Genomic DNA, 18,823 nt, shown 5'->3' on the forward strand with positions numbered 1-18,823 from the left:
GTCGGCGAGACTGGGCGCATCGACAACACCAACAGCGGAGGACGGATGGCCGACAAGGATCACGGGGGCACTGCACTGCCCGTCGTGGCGGTACTGGGGGCCGTGCTGTCGATGCAGTTCGGAGCCGCTTTTGCGACGACCCTGTTCGATCAGGCGGGCGCGGCGGGCACGGTGACCGTACGACTGCTCTTTGCCGCCCTGGTGTTGTGTGCGATCGCGCGCCCCCCGGTCCACCGGTGGTCGCGCATCGAGTGGCAGGCAGTCCTCGCACTCGGCGCGAGCCTCGCGCTGATGAACTCGTTCTTCTACGCCGCCCTCACGCGACTCCCCCTCGCCACCACCGTCACGATCGAGTTCCTCGGGCCCCTCACCCTGGCAGCCGTGTTGTCACGGCGGACCCGGGACGGCGTGTGGGTCCTCCTCGCACTCGGCGGGATCGTGTGCCTCGGCGCGGGCCACGGGGACGGCCTCACCGCGGGCCTCGACCCGCTGGGCGTCGCACTGGCGCTCGTCGCGGCGGCGGGGTGGGCGGGGTACATCGTGGCGGGATCACATGTTGCGACCAGACTTCCGGGCTCGGCTCTCTCCGGTACCGCGGGGCTGGCGGGCGCCACCGCGATCGCCGCCGTGGCGGTGCTGCCGTTCGGCATCGTCTCCGCCGGAACCGAGATGCTCTCCCCCACGTTTCTCGCAGCGGGCTTCGCCGTGGCGTTGCTGTCGTCGGTAATCCCGTACAGCCTCGAGATCCGCGCCCTTCGTGATCTGTCCAAGAACGTCTTCGCCATTTTGATCGCTCTCGAACCCGCCGCGGCGGCCCTCGCCGGCGTGCTCGTGCTCGGCCAGTTCGTCGACACTCTCTCCGCCATCGGTATCGCACTCGTCGTCGCGGCCGGGATCGGGGCTCTGCGCAATTCCCGCCCGCGGGCGCCCGTCGCCTAGTTCCGCGTCAACGCGACCGGGTGATCATCCGGACGAGTTCACCGGCAGGTCCGGCAAGAGCGCGCGGCGGGCGCCATACCGCCCGCAGAACCCGGGAAAGGTCGAGTCCCTCCACATCCACCGCGCGCAACTTGCCGGATTCGAGGTACTCGGCCACCGCGAGCGTACTGAGAACCGCAGGACCCGCCCCGCCGAGCACGCTCGTCCGGACCGCCGCACTGCTCCCGAGTTCGAGCAGCGGCGCGGGACGGTCGTACTCCTCCAGTGCGAGGTCGAGGGTTCGGCGGGTACCCGACCCCACCTCGCGGACTACCAACGGAGTGGACGCCAGTTCCGCCACGGTCAGCGGGCGCATGCGCGCCCACGGATGGTCCGGCGGCACGACCACTACCAGCCGGTCCCGCGCCACCGGCACGCTGTAGAGCCCGTGCGGCACCGACGGCCCCTCGACGAAGCCCACGTCGCACTCACCCGCGGCAGCGGCGTCACACACCTGCACCGAATTGTGTACCTGCAACTGGATCTGCACGTCGCTGCGGACCGCCCGGAACTCTCCGAGCCACCGTGGGATGAGGTGTTCGGCCACCGTCATGGATGCTGCGACCACGAGCTCGGGAGGATGGTCGACCCGCAGCGACGCTGCGGCGTCGAGCATGCGAGCGGTGTCGGCGAGGACCTCCCGGGCCCAGTGCGCGACGACGGTGCCCTCCGGGGTGAGCGCCGACCCCGTGCGGCCCCGGCGGACGAGCACCGCGCCGAGTTGCTTCTCGAGTCGTCTCAACATGCGGGTCGCGTTCGGCTGGGCGATCCCTGCCTTCCGCGCTGCTGCGCCCAGACCGCCGTGGTCGTCGATGCCGACGAGCAGGTCGAGCGCCGCCAGATCGGGCCAGTCCGCCATACCGATACGATATGCCTACCGAGCAAGACATATCTATTCGATATGAGCACATACCGAATTGACGGCTAGTCGAGCAGAGCCGGGCGCGACAGGCTGGAGACATGGTCGCCGTCATGTCTCCACTCCGCCCCGAGCCACTGCTCCGGCGCATGCGTCCTGCCCTTCCCGGCTTGCTCGCGGGAGCAGCAGGCGCAGCAGTCGCGCTCGCCGCCGCCGGCCTGTTTCCCGGCGCCAGCCCACTGCTGATCGCGATCGTGCTCGGAGTCGTCGTCACCAACGTGGGACCGCGTCTGGCAGTGCTCGAACCGGGACTGACGCTGGCGTCGAAACACCTCCTCCGAATCGGTGTCGCGCTACTCGGACTGCAACTGTCGATATCGGATGTCGTCGGACTCGGCTGGGGCGCGATGGGAGTCGCGGCGGCGGTGGTCACCGCAGGCATCGGCGGTGCGCTGCTGTTCGGAAAGTGGCTCGGCGTCGGATGGACGGAGCGCATGCTCATCGCGTGCGGATTCTCGATCTGCGGTGCCGCCGCAGCCGCAGCGGTCGACGGTGTGATCGACACGCGGAAACGAGAACTCGTCACGACCGTCGCACTCGTCGTGGTGTTCGGTACCGCAATGATCCCGCTCGTCCCCGCCCTGTCCGGCGCCCTGGGACTCGACTCGACCGAAGCGGGCATGTGGGCGGGCGCAGCGGTGCACGAGGTTGCCCAGGTGGTGGCGGCGGGAACCGCCCTCGACGCCACGGCGGCAGGCGCCGGCGGTGCGCTCGCCGTCGCGGTCACCGTCAAACTCGCGCGCGTCGCGTTGCTGGCCCCGGTGGTCGCTGCCATCGGCGCCGTGGCACGGCGCAGCGGGAATGCACGGCGCGACGGGCACACTCCTCCGCTCGTACCCGCGTTTCTCGTCGCATTTCTGGTGCTCGTCGCCGTGCGCGCGACCGGTGTGATCGGGCCGCAGGCACTCGATGTGGCTCACTGGGTTCAGGTCGCGCTGCTCACCATCGCGATGTTCGCGCTGGGAACGGACGTACGGCGCGACATCATTCGCGGACTGGGATGGCGCCCGCTGGCGCTGGCCACCGCAGCGACGGTGTGGGTCGCAGCGATCGCACTGGCCGGCGTCCTCGTGATCGCCTGAGCGCGGAAACTCGCCGAAGCCGGAGACAGAGCGTTGATGGAGGCGGTGGCCGGATCCGCGCACCTCACGCGAGTCCGTCGACAGCGAGGAACACGGCTGTCGCTGTCGCGAGCACTACGACGGCCGCCGCGACGGCGATGTTGCGCCACCAGAAACGGCCCACGTCCCCCTCGACGAATCCGCGCACGCGGGCACGGTGACCGACCCGGGCGGAGAGCAACACGACCACGGAAGGCACGAGGCACAGCAGTCCCACGGTCGCGACGACCGGACCCGGCCCCGGAACGAACCGCATGAAGAGCAGCACGACGGCACCGAGGGCGGCCCCGGTGCGCATCCAGGCGAGGCTCGTACGTTCGGGCTGGAGTCCGGGATCGTCGTGCCTCATCCGCAGGTCACACCGCGATCGCGACGGCGAGCCCGATGCCCGACGTCGCGAGCAGACCGGCGAGCAGGAAGGACGCCCACGGCAGCGGGAGCGGACGTTGCGTGCGCATGGCGTGCTCGACGCTCAGCCAGCGGGCCACCGCCACGACCACGAGAATTACGGAACAGACCAGCAGCGCACACGCGAACGCGGTGCGAAGGGCGGAGCCGATGACGTCACCGGCAAAAGCCTCGAGCCCCACCGCGGCGGCGATCAGGCCCAGCGCCGTCCGGATCCACGCGAGAAAGGTGCGCTCGTTGGCGAGGGTGAATCGCGGGTCGGGGTCGGTGCCGACCCGCAGTGGCTTCGGGCGCCAACGCTGCTCTCCGGACGGATCCACGAATGGGACACTATCGCGCCGGCCGGTCCGGCGGGCCTGGTCAGCCGACGACTAGATCGGTGCCGCGTGCCTCGACGGGTTGTGACTTGAGGGGACGCTTGGCGGGGCCCTGCAGCACCGAGCCGTCGAGAGCGAACTTGCTGCCGTGGCATGCGCACACGATGGTGTCGCCCTCGACCGAGGTGATGTTGCAGCCCTGATGCGTGCACAAGGCGAGGAATGCGCAGAAGTCGCCTTCGGCGGGCTGCGTGAGGACCAGGCGCTTGCCTTCGATGAGCACTCCGCCTCCGACCGGTACATCCGCCACAGCCGCGACCACCTGTGCGTCTGGTCCGGGCGGCGCCGTCGTCGTCGGGGGCTGTGCCTGTGGAGGATCCCCCGCCGTATCGGTCGACGCACCGCACGCTGCGAGCGCAGCGACGGCCGCTGCCGCTCCGGCTCCGCCGAGCACTGTGCGCCGGGGTACGGAGGTCCGGTCGGAAGAATCGAAGCTCATGCACATGTCCGTTCGGGTCGCGGTTTCTGCTCCGGCCGAGCCTATCGGGGAACGCGAACGGGGGCCGCGACCTGGGTCACGGCCCCCGCGCACGGGATTGTTCCTTACACCACGGCGTCCGGATGCCCGTCTAGTGCATCACGATCGGGGCCGCGGCGACCTCTGCCTTCTCGGCACGTTTCCGGGGAAGGAAGGCCGCCGGGATCAGCGCGAAGATCATGATGATCGTCGCGATGAGGAAGGTGAACGCGAACGCCTCGGCGAGTGAACTCAGCACCGACTGCTGCATCTCGGGCGGAAGCTGGGCGAGCATCTCGGCGTCCGGCTGACCGGACGACCCCTCGGGCGCACCCTGCGGTGCGATCACGCGGCTGGTGAGGATCACCGACATCGCCGCGGTACCGATGGACCCGGCGGCCTGCTGGACGATGTTCATCAGGGTCGAGCCCCGCGCGATGCTGTTGTCGGTGAGGGTCTGTAGCGCGGCGGTCATGGTGGGCATCATCGTGCAGCCCATACCCATGCCCATCACGAACAGGGCACCGAGGAGCAGCGGGTAACCGGTGTCCGCGCCGACCTGCGTGAACACGCTCATCCCGGCGGCGATGAGAGCCAGGCCGGTCAGCACGATCTTTCCCGGCCCGATTCGGTCGACCAGCTGTCCGGCGATCGGCATCGTGAGCATCGCACCGATTCCCTGTGGCGCGAGTAGGAGTCCGGCCGCCAACGTGCTCTCGCCTCGCACCTGGAGGAAGTAGCTCGGGAACAGCAGACCGGCACCGAAGAACGCGATCGCGAACACCGACATCGTCAGGACGGCGAACGTGAGCTGACGGTTGCGGAACAGGGTCAGGTCGATCAGCGGATGGTCGGTGCGCAACGCGTGCGCGACGAACGCTGCGATGAGCGCGAGACCCGCGAGGCCGCTGACCAGGACCCGGGCCGACGCGACGGTGCCGGTTTCCGGCAGCGACGAGACGCCGAACAGGAACAACGCGAGGCCGGGCGAGAGCAGCAGCATCCCCTTGAAGTCGAACGCCTCCGACGCCTTCGGTGCGTCCTTGGGCAGTACGACGACAGCGACGATCAGCGCGACGATCCCGATCGGCAGGTTGATGAGGAAGATCCAGTGCCAGGTCGCGACGTCGATGAGCCAGCCGCCGAGGATCGGACCGCCGATGGGGCCGAGCAGCATCGGGATACCGAGCACCGCCATGATGCGACCCACGCGGTGCGGGCCGGCCGCCCGCGTCATGATCGTCATGCCGAGCGGCATCAGCATGCCGCCACCGAAGCCCTGGACGACGCGGAACGCGATCAGTGAGGTGACGTCCCACGCGACGCTGCACAGCACGGAACCGGCGACGAACAATACGAGGGCAGTCAGATACAGCCGCTTGGTGCCGAAGCGGTCCGCAGCCCAGCCGGTCAGCGGGATCACGCTGGCGAGGGCGAGGGTGTAGGCCGTCATGGTCCACGCGACGGTCGCGTAGGACGCCTGGAAGTCCGACATAAACGTCGGCAGTGCCACCGACACCACCGTGACGTCGAGGATCGACATGATGGCGCCGAGCACGACGACCGAGGCGATCTTCAGTACCGCGGCATCGAGCTTGTCACTCGGTTGGGCTGGGGATTTGTCGGGCGGCGCAGTCATGCGGTTACTCCAGGGTCGGCGCAGGCGAGCACCCACGCGGTAGGGAAACGAGCGTCGCGCGAAGATCCGGTCACCAGATCGGACGTCGGCATCGATGGCGACTGCGAAACGCCGGATGATCTTAACGACCCCGTTCGCCCGGCCCCAACCGATTTACCGGCGGACGGCCCCGATCAGCGGCAGTCGCCGGCGCCGGCGCCCGAGTTCGGCGAGCGTCGCATGGTCGGTGATCTTCACCCGTGGACGGCCCTGGGCGATGCCCGCCTTGCGTTCGGCGGCGTCGATCGCGCGCCACCCCTCGAGGTCGACGCGCTCGGGCCGCCGCCGCGCGAGCAACTTGTGCAGCGCGCGTCGGTCACCCCGCGGCTCCCGCAGGACACCGGCGTCGAAATCGGCGAGCAGCGAGTTCACTGTTTCGCGTGCACAGGCCTTGTTGGTGCCGATGACTCCGCTCGGACCCCGCTTGATCCACCCTGCCACGTATATGCCGGTGTCGACGCGCCCCTCCGAGTGGGGCACGACGCCGCGCGCCTCGTCGAACGGGATACCCGGTACCGCGACACCCCGATATCCGATCGACCGGAGCACCAGAGGTGCGGCCACGTCGTCGACGTCGTCCGTGGGGCGAACCGTGACCGCACCGTCGGTGCCGGTGAGTTCGGTGCGGGCGACCCGCACACCCGTGACACGCTCGTCACCGAGAAGTTCGTGCGGAGCGGCAAAGAATCGGAACACGATGCGCCGGTGGCCGGGGCGGAGCGGTCGTTGCGCGTATTCGCGTGCGAGGCGAACCTTCAGGGCCGTTGCCGGATCCTCTTCGGCCGCACGGGCGCTCACCGGATCGAGGTCGAGGTCTGCGTTGTCGATGACGACGTCGACGCCGCGCAGATCGCCGAGGGCGACGAACTCCGGGTTGCTGTACGCCGCCTGGGCGGGACCACGCCGGCCCAGCAACACGACCTCGCGGATATTGCTGTTCCGCAACGCCGCCAGCGCGTGGTCGGCGATATCGGTGCGGGCGAGTTCGTCGACGTCCATCGTGAGGATGCGGGCGACATCGAGCGCGACGTTTCCGTTCCCGACGATCACGGCGCGTTCACCGGAGAGGTCGAACGTGCGGTCGGCGTAGTCGGGGTGCCCGTTGTACCAGGCGACGAACTCGGTGGCGGCGTGACTTCCCGGAAGGTCCTCGCCCGGGATACCGAGCCGCCGGTCGGCGGAGGCGCCCACCGCGTAGACGACGGCGTGATGGTGGTCGAGAAGTTCGGCGTGGGTCAGGTCGCGGCCGATCTCCGTGTTCAGGTGGAGCGCGAATGCGTCACGCCGGAACGACCATTCGAAAGAGTCGGTCACGCTCTTCGTTCCCGGGTGATCCGGCGCGACACCGGCACGCACCAGCCCGAAAGGCGTGGGGAGGCGGTCGAACATCTCCACTTCGACGTCGGAACGCTCGAGCAGCGCCTGGGTGGCGTAACACGCCGCGGGACCCGCGCCGACGACGGCGACCCGGAGGGTTCCCTGTCCGCGGGGCGGGGCGTGAGTGGGAGTGAGGGGAAGCCAACCGTCGGGCGTCCGGTGATCGACGTAGTACTCGGCGTTGATCTCGGCGAAACGCGCCTGCGAGGGGTCGAGTTTGTCCTCCGGAAGGATCGCCTCGACGGGGCAGGCATCGGCGCATGCACCGCAGTCGATGCAGACCTGCGGGTCGATGTGGAGCATCTCCGCGGTCGCGAACCCCGGCTCGTCGGGCGAGGGATGGATGCAGTTCACGGGGCACACCGCGACACAACTCGCGTCGTTGCAGCACGTCTGAGTGATCACATAGGCCATGACGGGGTCCTCGGAAGGGCGGGGCGGCACGACCGCCGAGTTCATGTAACAGTGCGTAACAGTTAATGCGACTGTAGTCCCCGCCACACCCGGTTCGCAAGACGCGCTGCGCACGTGCCCGGTAGCTGCGAGAATCGGCCGATCGGGCATCCGACACAGGGGGACACGCAGTGGCCATAGCGACATCCACCGACGACCCACCCTGGGCGCGACCTCTCGCGGCACTCCCCGCCGAGGCGACGCCCTTCCGCACCGAACGCCCCGTGCGTACCGGCGATGTCGACACCTCGCAGCGTCTCCGACTCGACGGGGTCGCCCGGTACCTCCAGGACATCGGCATCGACAACCTCGAGGCCGTCGACGCCGCGCACACCGATCCTCTGTGGATCGTCCGGCGGACCGTGATCGACGTCCACCGGCCGGCGCGGTTCCCGCAGCATCTCCAGCTGCGCCGCTGGTGTGATGCCCTCTCCACCCGGTGGGCGAACGTACGCGTCCGACTGGACGACCCGCACGACGACGAGGACGGACCCCTCATCGACACGGCGGGATTCTGGATCGACATCGGTCCCACGACCGGTGCCCCGACCCGCATCAGTGACGGGCTCTTCGAGCACATGTCGCGATACGCGATCGACACCCGGCTCAGGTGGCGCGCGTGGCTGCCTGCCTCACCGGAGGGCGAGATCACCGACAGTCGCGAATTCCCGCTCCGCGTCACCGATTTCGACCCGTTCGGGCACGTCAACAACGCCGTGTACTGGCACGGGGTGGAGGAACTGCTGGCGTCACGTCCCGATCTGCAGAGCTCACCGTATCGAGCGGTGATCGAACATCTGCGACCCATCGGAACCGACGAGACCCTGGTCCTCCGCGCCGTCGACGACCGGCACGGCCTGACGCTGTGGTTCACAGTGGACGATCGCGCCCGCGCGGTCGCCCGGGTCGTTCGCCTCTGAACGCTCTACGGTGGAGCCCATGACCCGCACTCTGATCTTGCTGCGCCACGGCAAGTCCGCGTACCCGGACGACGTGGACGATCACGACCGTCCGCTGTCCCCGCGCGGACGCCGCGAGGCCGGGCTCGCCGGGCGGTGGATCAGGGCCACTGCGCCTCCGATCGACAAGGTGCTGTGCTCGACCGCGGTCCGCACCCGGAAGACCCTCACCGAAGCCGGTATCGAAGCACCCGTGGACTACCGCGACAGTCTCTACCTCGCCGACCCCGCCACGTTGCTCGAGGAAATCCACTCGGTGCCGAAGGATGTGCGGACCCTGCTCGTCGTGGGCCACGAGCCGACACTGTCCACGACGGTCCTGAATCTGGTCACCGACCACAGCACCGACGAGGCGCAGCAGGTCACGGAGAAGTTCCCCACGTCGTCGGTCGCCGTCCTGACCGTCCGGGGCCGCTGGGACGAACTCGAACCCGGCCGGGCCGAACTCACCGATTTCCACATCCCGCGATAAGCGTCCGGACAGCGAAGAGGTCCCGCCCCCGAAGAGAAGGGGGCGGGACCTCTGTCGTTCTACTGCAGCATCCCTGTCCTAGGACAGGCGACTGCTACCGGTAGTCGTTGGAGTAACCGTAGTCGTCCAGCGGAACCGCAGCACCGGTGTTCTGGCCGAAGCCGTCCGGCGAGTAGTACTGGTCGTCGTACGCCGGGATGGCGTAGGCGGCCGCACGTGCTTCCTCGGTGGGCTGCACCTGGATGTTCCGGTACTTGTTGATACCTGTACCGGCCGGGATCAGCTTGCCGATGATCACGTTCTCCTTGAGACCGATCAGCTTGTCCGAGCGGCAGTTGATCGCCGCGTCGGTGAGCACACGAGTGGTCTCCTGGAACGATGCTGCCGACAGCCACGAATCGGTGGCCAGCGAGGCCTTCGTGATGCCCATGAGGACCGGACGTCCGGCAGCCGGCTCGCCGCCTTCCTGGACCACACGACGGTTCGCAGCCTCGAACTCACTGCGCTCGACGAGTGAACCGGGCAGGAACTCCGTCGCGCCCGAGTCGATGATCGTCACGCGACGCAGCATCTGGCGCACGATGACCTCGATGTGCTTGTCGTGGATCGACACACCCTGGCTCCGGTACACCTCCTGGACCTCGTGGACCAGGTGGACCTGGACCTGACGGGGACCCATCACGCGCAGCACCTCGTGCGGATCGGCAGCACCTTCGAGCAGCTGCTGGCCGACTTCCACGTGGTCGCCGTCCGCGAGGACACCCTCGGTGCCGTTGGCCTTACGGATGACGTGCAGACGCTGACGCTTGGACAGCTTGTCGTACACGACCTCCTCGCCACCGTCGTCGGGGATGATCGTGATCTTGTAGAAACGATCGTCGTCCTCGAGGCGGACACGGCCGGACACGTCGGCGATCGGAGCCTTGCCCTTGGGGACACGGGCCTCGAACAGTTCCTGGACGCGGGGCAGACCGCCGGTGATGTCCTCACCGACGCCACCCTGGTGGAACGTACGCATGGTCAGCTGCGTACCGGGCTCACCGATCGACTGTGCGGCGACGATACCGACAGCCTCGCCGATGTCGACGAGCTTGCCGGTGGCCATCGAACGGCCGTAGCACGTGGCACACACGCCGGTGCCGGTGTCGCAGGTCAGGACCGAGCGGACCTTCACCTTGCGGATACCGGCCTCGAGCAGTGCCTCGATCGCGGGGTCGCCGAGATCGGAACCACGCTCGACGACGACGTTGCCGTCCTTGTCGACCGCATCGGTGGCGAGCGTACGGGCGTACGTGCTCGTCTCGATATGGGCATCGCGGACCAGCTTGCCGGTCTCGTTGCCCTCGGCATCGCGCTCGGGCTCGGCGATGACCATCTCGATGCCACGCGGCGTGCCACAGTCGACCTCGCGGACGATGACGTCCTGCGACACGTCCACCAGACGACGGGTCAGGTAACCCGAGTCGGCGGTACGCAGAGCGGTATCGGCCAGACCCTTACGCGCACCGTGCGTGTTGATGAAGTACTCGGCGACGGTCAGGCCCTCACGGAAGGAGGACTTGATCGGGCGAGGAATGAACTCGCCCTTCGGGTTCGTCACCAGGCCCTTCATACCCGCCAGGGAGCGGATCTGGGTCATGTTGCCCGCAGCACCGGACTTGACGATCGTGGGGATCGGGTTGTCGTCCGGGTAGTGCGCCTCCATGGCCTGACCGACCTCTTCGGTCGCTTCCTGCCACAGCTTGACGAGCGAATCGCGACGCTCGTCCTCGGAGAGCTTTCCTCGGTCGTACTGCCGCTGGATCGCGTCGGCCTGACCCTCGTAACGCTCGAGGATCTCCTTCTTCTCCGGCGGAACGAGCACGTCCGCCATCGAGATGGTGACACCCGAACGAGTGGCCCAGTAGAAGCCCGTGTCCTTGAGCTTGTCGACGGTCTGCGCGACGACGATCATCGGGTAGCGCTCGGCGAGATCGTTGATGATCGCGGCCTGACGCTTCTTCGGCATGATGTCGTTGACGAAGCCGTAGTTGACCGGCAGGAGTTCGTTGAACAGCACGCGACCGAGGGTCGTCTCCGCCGTCCATGCCTGCCCGTACTTCCAGCCCTCGGGGAACAGCTCGGACTCGAGTTCACGCGGCGGACGCTGGTGCGTGAGCCGCACCTTGATCGGTGCCTGAACCGAGAGCACGCCACGGTCGACAGCCATCTGAGCCTCGGCCGGGGACGAGTACGCACCCTGCTCCGGCTGATCGACGGCGGCCGGCTGGTACGCACCCGGAGCGTCTTCACGCAGACGGGTCAGGTGGTACAGACCGGTCACCATGTCCAGACGCGGCATGGCGAGCGGACGACCCGACGCCGGCGACAGGATGTTGTTCGAGGACAGCATCAGGATGCGGGCCTCGGCCTGCGCCTCCGCGGAGAGCGGAAGGTGCACGGCCATCTGGTCACCGTCGAAGTCGGCGTTGAAGGCCTCACACACCAGCGGGTGGAGCTGAATGGCCTTGCCCTCGACGAGCTGCGGCTCGAACGCCTGGATGCCCAGACGGTGCAGCGTGGGAGCACGGTTCAGCAGAACCGGATGCTCGCTGATGACCTCTTCGAGGACATCCCACACCTGAGCGCGCTGACGCTCGACCATGCGCTTGGCGGACTTGATGTTCTGCGCGTGGTTGAGGTCGACGAGACGCTTCATGACGAACGGCTTGAACAGCTCGAGCGCCATCAGCTTCGGCAGACCACACTGGTGCAGCTTGAGCTGAGGACCGACGACGATGACCGAACGGCCCGAGTAGTCGACGCGCTTACCGAGCAGGTTCTGACGGAAGCGACCCTGCTTGCCCTTGAGCAGATCGGACAGCGACTTGAGCGGGCGGTTGCCCGGACCCGTGACGGGCCGGCCACGACGACCGTTGTCGAACAGCGCGTCCACGGACTCCTGCAGCATCCGCTTCTCGTTGTTGACGATGATCTCGGGAGCACCGAGATCGATCAGTCGCTTGAGGCGGTTGTTGCGGTTGATCACGCGGCGGTACAGATCGTTGAGGTCGGACGTCGCGAAACGGCCACCGTCGAGCTGAACCATCGGGCGCAGTTCCGGCGGGATCACCGGAACGGCGTCGAGCACCATGCCCATGGGCGAGTTGCCGGACTGCTGGAACGCCGCGACGACCTTGAGCCGCTTGAGCGCACGCAGCTTCTTCTGGCCCTTGCCGCTGCGGATGGTCTCGCGCAGCGACTCTGCCTCGGCATTGATGTCGAAGTTCTCGATGAGCTTCTGGATCGCCTCGGCACCCATGGCACCGGTGAAGTACTCACCGTAGCGATCCTGCAGCTCGCGGTAGAGCATCTCGTCGACGATGAGATCCTTCGGCTTCAGCTTCGTGAAGGTGCTCCAGATCTCGTCCAGGCGATCGAGTTCGCGCTGCGAGCGGTCGCGGAGCTGACGCATCTCGCGCTCGCCGCCGTCCTTCACCTTGCGGCGGACGTCGGACTTGGCACCCTCGGCTTCGAGCTCGGCCAGGTCTGCTTCGAGCTTCTGCGCACGGGCCTCGAGGTCGGCGTCGCGCTGATCTGCGACAGCCTTCTTCTCGACCTCGATCTCGGCCTCGAGGGTCGAGAGTTCGTTGTGACGCAGGTCGTCGTCGACTGCGGTGATGACGTACGCAGCGAAGTAGATGATCTTTTCGAGATCCTTCGGAGCGAGGTCGAGCAGGTAACCGAGACGGCTCGGCACACCCTTGAAGTACCAGATGTGGGTGACGGGTGCGGCCAGTTCGATGTGGCCCATCCGCTCACGACGCACCTTGGCGCGAGTCACCTCGACGCCGCAGCGCTCACAGATGATGCCCTTGAAGCGGACGCGCTTGTACTTACCGCAGTAGCACTCCCAGTCCCGGGTGGGGCCGAAGATCTTCTCGCAGAAGAGGCCGTCCTTCTCGGGCTTGAGCGTGCGGTAGTTGATGGTCTCCGGCTTTTTGACCTCGCCGTACGACCAGTTACGGATGTCCTCGGCGGTGGCCAGGCCGATCCGGAGTTCATCGAAGAAGTTGACGTCGAGCACGTAACTTCCTTTCCCCTGTGCGGGCTTTGTTGCTGCTAGTTGTCGCTATCGCTGCCGGGGCCCGATGCGGTACGCGTCCGGTTGTCCGGTTGCGTACCGCATCGGCTCGGCTCCTAGTTCGCGAGGTCGTCGACGGTGGCCGACTCGTTGCGGGAAAGGTTGATGCCCAGATTGGCGGCAGCCCGTTCGAGATCCTCGTCGTCGCCGTCGGCCATCGTGATGGCCGCGCCGTCGCTGGAGAGCACCTCGACGTTCAGGCACAGCGACTGGAGTTCCTTGAGGAGCACCTTGAAGGACTCCGGGATACCCGGCTCCGGGATGTTCTCGCCCTTGACGATCGCCTCGTAGACCTTCACGCGGCCCACGACGTCGTCGGACTTGATGGTGAGAAGCTCCTGGAGCGTGTACGCGGCACCGTAGGCCTGCATGGCCCAGCACTCCATCTCACCGAAGCGCTGGCCACCGAACTGGGCCTTACCGCCGAGCGGCTGCTGGGTGATCATCGAGTACGGACCGGTCGAACGAGCGTGGATCTTGTCGTCGACCAAGTGGTGCAGCTTGATGATGTACATGTAGCCGACCGACACGGGGTACGGGAACGGCTCGCCGGAACGACCGTCGAACAAGGTTGCCTTGCCGTCGGGTCCGACCATGACTTCACCGTCACGGTTGGGCAGCGTCGACGAGAGCAGACCGGTCAGTTCCTCTTCGCGGGCACCGTCGAACACCGGGGTGGCGATATTGGTGTCGGGATCTGCCGACACCATCTCCTCGGCGAGGTTCTGTGCCCACTCGGGACGGCTGCCGTCATCGGCGACCTGGATGTTCCAGCCCGCCTTGCCGATCCAGCCGAGATGCGTCTCGAGGATCTGGCCGATGTTCATACGACGCGGAACACCGTGCGTGTTCAGGATGATGTCGACCGGCGTGCCGTCGGACAGGAACGGCATGTCTTCCTGCGGAAGGATCTTGCCGATGACGCCCTTGTTTCCGTGGCGGCCGGCGAGCTTGTCGCCGTCCTGGATCTTGCGCTTCTGTGCCACGTACACGCGGACGAGTTCGTTGACGCCGGGAGGAAGATCGTCGTCGTCCTCGCGCGAGAACACGCGGACGCCGATGACCTTGCCGGTCTCGCCGTGCGGAACCTTCAGCGACGTGTCGCGAACCTCGCGCGCCTTCTCACCGAAGATCGCGCGGAGCAGGCGCTCCTCGGGGGTCAGCTCGGTCTCGCCCTTCGGCGTGACCTTGCCGACGAGGATGTCGCCGTCGCGAACTTCGGCACCGATGCGGACGATGCCGCGCTCGTCGAGGTCCGCGAGGACCTCGTCGGAGACGTTCGGGATGTCCCGGGTGATCTCTTCGGCACCGAGCTTGGTGTCGCGGGCGTCGATCTCGTGCTCCTCGATGTGGATCGAGGTGAGCACGTCCTCCTCCACGAGGCGCTGCGACAGGATGATCGCGTCCTCGTAGTTATGGCCTTCCCACGGCATGATCGCCACGAGCAGGTTCTTGCCGAGCGCCATCTCACCGTTCTGGGTGCAGGGGCCGTCGGCGAGGACCTGGCCGGACTCCACGCGCTGACCCTCGTCCACGATCGGACGCTGGTTGGAGCAGGTGCCCTGGTTGGAGCGATCGAACTTGCGCAGACGGTACGTCTTGCGCGTTCCGTCGTCGGCCATGACGGTGATGAAGTCGGCGGAAACCTCCTCGACCACACCACCCTTCTCGTTGACGATGACGTCGCCGGCGTCGACGGCGGCACGGAGTTCCATGCCGGTACCGACGATCGGCGATTCGCTGCGCACGAGCGGGACAGCCTGACGCTGCATGTTCGCGCCCATCAGGGCACGGTTGGCATCGTCGTGCTCGAGGAACGGAATCATCGCGGTGGCGACCGAGACCATCTGCCGGGGCGACACGTCCATGTACTCGACGGTGTCGGCGGCGACGTACTCGATCTCCGCGCCCTTCTTACGGACGAGCACGCGATCTTCGGCGAACGTTCCGTCCGCTGCGATCGGCGAGTTCGCCTGCGCGATGAGGTAACGGTCCTCTTCGTCCGCGGTCAGGTAGGCAACCTCATCGGTGACGACGCCACCCTCGACCTTGCGGTAGGGGGTCTCGATGAAACCGAACGGGTTGACCCGTGCGTACACCGACAGCGAACCGATCAGGCCGATGTTCGGGCCCTCAGGGGTCTCGATCGGGCACATGCGGCCGTAGTGCGACGGGTGGACGTCGCGGACCTCGAGGCCGGCGCGCTCACGCGAAAGACCACCGGGGCCCAGAGCGGACAGACGACGCTTGTGCGTCAGGCCCGACAACGGGTTGTTCTGGTCCATGAACTGCGACAGCTGGGAGGTTCCGAAGAACTCCTTGATCGCGGCCACGACGGGACGGATGTTGATCAGGGACTGCGGGGTGATGGCCTCGACGTCCTGAGTGGTCATCCGCTCGCGAACCACACGCTCCATGCGGGACAGGCCCACGCGGATCTGGTTCTGGATGAGCTCACCGACGGTGCGCAGGCGACGGTTACCGAAGTGGTCGATGTCGTCGACCTCGACGGGAACCTCGACGCCGCCGGGGACGGTCATCTTGGTCTCACCCGCGTGCAGACGCACGAGGTACTCGATCGTGGCGACGATGTCTTCCTCGGTGAGGGTGGACGCCTCGATCGGCTGGCCGGTGTTCAGGCCCAGCTTCTTGTTGATCTTGTAGCGACCCACGCGAGCGAGGTCGTAGCGCTTGTCCTTGAAGAAGAGGTTTTCCAGCAGGGTCTGCGCGCTCTCCTTGGTCGGCGGCTCACCCGGGCGGAGCTTGCGGTAGATATCGAGCAGCGCCTCATCGGTGCCGGCCGTGTTGTCCTTCTCGAGCGTGGACATCATGATCTCGGAGAACCCGAAACGCTCGACGATCTGCTCGGTGGACCAGCCGAGCGCCTTGAGCAGCACCGTGACGGGCTGACGACGCTTGCGGTCGATGCGCACACCGACGGTGTCGCGCTTGTCGACGTCGAATTCGAGCCATGCACCGCGACCCGGGATGACCTTGACGCTGTGCAGGTCCTTCTCGGTGCTCTTGTCGACGGACTTGTCGAAGTACACGCCCGGAGAACGTACGAGCTGCGACACGACGACGCGCTCAGTGCCGTTGATGACGAACGTGCCCTTGTCGGTCATCATCGGGAAATCACCCATGAAGACCGTCTGGCTCTTGATTTCGCCGGTGTTGTTGTTGATGAACTCCGCCGTGACGAACAGCGGAGCTGCGTACGTCATGTCCTTGTCCTTGCACTCCTCGACAGAGGCCTTGACCTCGTCGAAGCGTGGATCGGAGAAGGAGAGAGACATCGAGCCCGAGAAGTCCTCGATGGGCGAGAGCTCGTGGAGGATCTCTTCGAGACCGCCGACGGCACTGCCGTTGAGGCGTTCGGCAGCCTTTGCGCGCCAGCGCTCGGATCCGATCAACCATTCGAAGGAATCTGTTTGTATATCGAGGAGTCCTGGGACTTCGAGAGGCTCGCGAATTTTCGCGAACGACACCCTCTTCGGGGCTCCGGGGATTCCGGCTACTACCTTGGTCTGGCTAGAGACTGCCAAGATGCGTCCTTCCAGCACCTCACGCGGGACGCTCCAACCGGTGCGACCGCCGCTGTACCTGCTTCTTCATGTGGGGCGTTTTCGCTGGTTACAACCCGAACGAGAACTCCACCGAAGAACCGGGACGATCTCACCCTCGGGGTGAAATCCAACTCGGCAAACGAGGAGTGGACAGGAGGCAGCCAGCGCAAAGAACGAGCCTACACCAAGAAAATGCAGATGTCCACAGGGGTGCCTCAAAGAAACCTGGCAAGCGGCTGGAAGGAACGAACCGCACAGGCGTACCGATAGAGTGACCGTTCACGCGCTCCGCGTCAAGCCTTGCGTGGGACCGAGATCGTGCGAATCCGGGCCGGCACCGTGTGGGCCGTCACCGGTCCCGGATCTCCGACACCAGCCACTGCCCGCCGGTCTTCTCCATCCGCACCAGCACGGGCGCCTGCGCACTCCCCTGCGCGATTCCGTCGCCGGTCGCGCTGACGTTGATGTAAGCGGCGACCTCGGCCTGTGTCTCGTCGAGCACAGATGTTCCGATGTGCAGGACGTTCACCTCCGTCACGGTGCGCGTCTGGATCGCCGCCTGCTTGGTCACCTCGGCCGTCGCATCGAATTCCTCGAGGCGCTCCGGGGTCAGCAACCCACGGATCTCCGCGAAGTCCTCGTCGATGGTCTCGTAGTTGTAACCGTGCATGGCCTCGATCGCGTGCTTGGCGGCGTCGGTGACCTCGCGGGTGGCCGCGGCGTCGACCCACGCCTCGTTCGACACGCTGGTCCCCGGACGGAAGGCCGCAACGACGGCCACAGCGGCGAGTACGAGCGCGACCACGCCTATCGCCAGCACCGGACGCATGCTCCGGTTTCTGCGTGCCGGTTCCGCCGCTGACGCGATGCCGGACGCGCGGGCAGGCGGCGTCTTGCCGTCCGTCTTCGCCTCGTCCGTCTTCGCCTCGCCGGGTGTCACGTCGTCTGGCGCAGCATCGCCGGGTGTCGCTTCTGCGCGCTCGCCGGACTCGACCACCGACACCCCGTCGGTATCGGAGGGCTCGGCCGCAGGCGACTCCGGCGCGGACGTCTCGACGGCGGGCGCCTCACGGACCGGCGTGTCTCCCGCAGATGATTCGGCCGGTGTCTCGACAGCAGGGGTCTCGACCCCCGGCGTCTCGACAGCAGGTGTCTCGGCGGCAGCACCCTCGCCGATGGGGCGGTCGTTCGAGGCGTCGGACGAGCGCGCACGAGTGGATCCCGCGATCTTCGGGCGCCGACGCGGCGGTCCGAACTGTCCGGGATTCCGTCGCTGCGGTGGCACTACACACACTCCTTCATCGGTTCGAGCAGACTCATGCGCCGGAAGCGCTCGCCGGCTCTCACGGTCCCTCGGTCCCCTCGGGGGCGGGCTCGACCGGGGCAGGTTCGGCCGGGGCGGCGTCGCCTGCTTCCGGCTGCGCCGCACCCGGGACGGGGCCGGCCTCCATCTGCACAGAGCCGAGAGGCTCGATCGTCTCGGCCTTCCACACGCCGCCGTCCTCCCGGAGAGAGACGTTGACCGACACCTTGTTGGTCACGAAGTTCTGCGGCGTCGTGGTGCGCACCGCGAGCACGACCAGCGCCTTCGCGACATCGTCGTCGGTGTTCAGCTCGGTGAGCGTCCCGAACAGCACTTCGCCGGACATGCTCGTCCCGGTCTGGGCGACCTGATCGCGGATCTGCTGCTCGGTGGCGGCCAAATCGTTTTCGAGCGCCTCACCGGTGATCGACGACCGCATGTTCTCGATCGACGCATCGACGTTCTCCGCATCGACACTGTTGAGGTTGATCGCCGCCTGGTACGCACCCGAGAGGGCGGCATCCCGCGCATCGGCCACCGGCCGATCGACGAAAAGGGCCCTGCCCCAGCCGTACCCGAACCACGCTGCGGCGCCGAGGGCGATCACGGCCAGCACACTCACCATGGGCAGT

The 18,823-nt window shown here is 66.9% G+C and carries 14 protein-coding genes; 4 read left to right on the plus strand and 10 right to left on the minus strand.

What is annotated here, in order from left to right; genetic code table 11:
- The first annotated feature begins 45 nt into the window (after positions 1–45).
- Positions 46–939, plus strand: coding sequence for a DMT family transporter (locus ACFWU2_RS16755; protein ID WP_378608711.1), 894 nt, complete (start codon positions 46–48; stop codon positions 937–939).
- Between the two features lie 7 nt (positions 940–946).
- On the opposite strand, the gene ACFWU2_RS16760 is transcribed toward ACFWU2_RS16755, so the two are convergent.
- Positions 947–1,837 (minus strand): LysR family transcriptional regulator, encoded by an 891-nt coding sequence (locus ACFWU2_RS16760; protein WP_378608183.1) that lies wholly within the window; start codon positions 1,835–1,837, stop codon positions 947–949.
- Between the two features lie 113 nt (positions 1,838–1,950).
- Here ACFWU2_RS16760 and ACFWU2_RS16765 point away from each other — a divergent pair, with 113 nt between their 5' ends.
- A complete protein-coding gene (locus ACFWU2_RS16765) occupies positions 1,951–2,979 on the plus strand; it encodes a YeiH family protein (protein WP_378608185.1) in 1,029 nt (342 codons plus the stop codon).
- A 64-nt stretch (positions 2,980–3,043) separates the two neighbouring features.
- Here the strand turns inward: ACFWU2_RS16765 and ACFWU2_RS16770 are convergent, their stop codons facing one another.
- The 5 genes from ACFWU2_RS16770 to ACFWU2_RS16790 form a co-directional block, all read right to left on the minus strand.
- Complete coding sequence (locus ACFWU2_RS16770) at positions 3,044–3,367, minus strand: DUF202 domain-containing protein (protein ID WP_378608187.1); 324 nt, start codon at positions 3,365–3,367, stop codon at positions 3,044–3,046.
- Between the two features lie 7 nt (positions 3,368–3,374).
- Positions 3,375–3,746 carry a YidH family protein gene (locus tag ACFWU2_RS16775; protein WP_378608189.1) on the minus strand — a complete coding sequence of 124 codons (372 nt, stop codon included), beginning with the start codon at positions 3,744–3,746 and terminating at the stop codon, positions 3,375–3,377.
- A 40-nt stretch (positions 3,747–3,786) separates the two neighbouring features.
- Positions 3,787–4,242 carry a Rieske (2Fe-2S) protein gene (locus ACFWU2_RS16780; protein WP_378608191.1) on the minus strand — a complete coding sequence of 152 codons (456 nt, stop codon included), beginning with the start codon at positions 4,240–4,242 and terminating at the stop codon, positions 3,787–3,789.
- Positions 4,243–4,372: 130 nt separating this feature from the next.
- Positions 4,373–5,899, minus strand: a complete 1,527-nt coding sequence (locus ACFWU2_RS16785) for a DHA2 family efflux MFS transporter permease subunit (protein WP_378608193.1) — start codon at positions 5,897–5,899, stop codon at positions 4,373–4,375.
- Between the two features lie 153 nt (positions 5,900–6,052).
- Positions 6,053–7,729, minus strand: a complete 1,677-nt coding sequence (locus ACFWU2_RS16790) for an FAD-dependent oxidoreductase (protein ID WP_378608714.1) — start codon at positions 7,727–7,729, stop codon at positions 6,053–6,055.
- Positions 7,730–7,899: 170 nt separating this feature from the next.
- Here ACFWU2_RS16790 and ACFWU2_RS16795 point away from each other — a divergent pair, with 170 nt between their 5' ends.
- Together ACFWU2_RS16795 and ACFWU2_RS16800 are read left to right on the plus strand one after the other, a co-directional pair.
- Complete coding sequence (locus ACFWU2_RS16795; protein ID WP_378608195.1) at positions 7,900–8,688, plus strand: acyl-[acyl-carrier-protein] thioesterase; 789 nt, start codon at positions 7,900–7,902, stop codon at positions 8,686–8,688.
- 19 nt (positions 8,689–8,707) lie between these two features.
- Complete coding sequence (locus tag ACFWU2_RS16800) at positions 8,708–9,199, plus strand: SixA phosphatase family protein (RefSeq protein WP_378608197.1); 492 nt, start codon at positions 8,708–8,710, stop codon at positions 9,197–9,199.
- 94 nt (positions 9,200–9,293) lie between these two features.
- Here ACFWU2_RS16800 and ACFWU2_RS16805 read toward each other — a convergent pair whose 3' ends face one another.
- The 4 genes from ACFWU2_RS16805 to ACFWU2_RS16820 all read right to left on the minus strand — a co-directional run bounded on the left by ACFWU2_RS16805 (position 9,294) and on the right by ACFWU2_RS16820 (position 18,816).
- The gene (locus ACFWU2_RS16805; protein ID WP_378608199.1) at positions 9,294–13,265 is read right to left on the minus strand and encodes a DNA-directed RNA polymerase subunit beta'; all 3,972 of its coding nucleotides are present in this window, start codon (positions 13,263–13,265) and stop codon (positions 9,294–9,296) included.
- Between the two features lie 113 nt (positions 13,266–13,378).
- Positions 13,379–16,885 carry a DNA-directed RNA polymerase subunit beta gene (locus ACFWU2_RS16810; protein WP_378608201.1) on the minus strand — a complete coding sequence of 1,169 codons (3,507 nt, stop codon included), beginning with the start codon at positions 16,883–16,885 and terminating at the stop codon, positions 13,379–13,381.
- A gap of 352 nt (positions 16,886–17,237) precedes the next feature.
- The gene (locus ACFWU2_RS16815) at positions 17,238–18,173 is read right to left on the minus strand and encodes a hypothetical protein (protein ID WP_378608203.1); all 936 of its coding nucleotides are present in this window, start codon (positions 18,171–18,173) and stop codon (positions 17,238–17,240) included.
- 58 nt (positions 18,174–18,231) lie between these two features.
- The gene (locus ACFWU2_RS16820) at positions 18,232–18,816 is read right to left on the minus strand and encodes a hypothetical protein (RefSeq protein ID WP_378608717.1); all 585 of its coding nucleotides are present in this window, start codon (positions 18,814–18,816) and stop codon (positions 18,232–18,234) included.
- Positions 18,817–18,823 lie beyond the last annotated feature (7 nt).

Origin of the sequence: Rhodococcus sp. NPDC058639, from assembly GCF_042717545.1 — a bacterium.
GTDB lineage: Bacteria > Actinomycetota > Actinomycetes > Mycobacteriales > Mycobacteriaceae > Rhodococcus.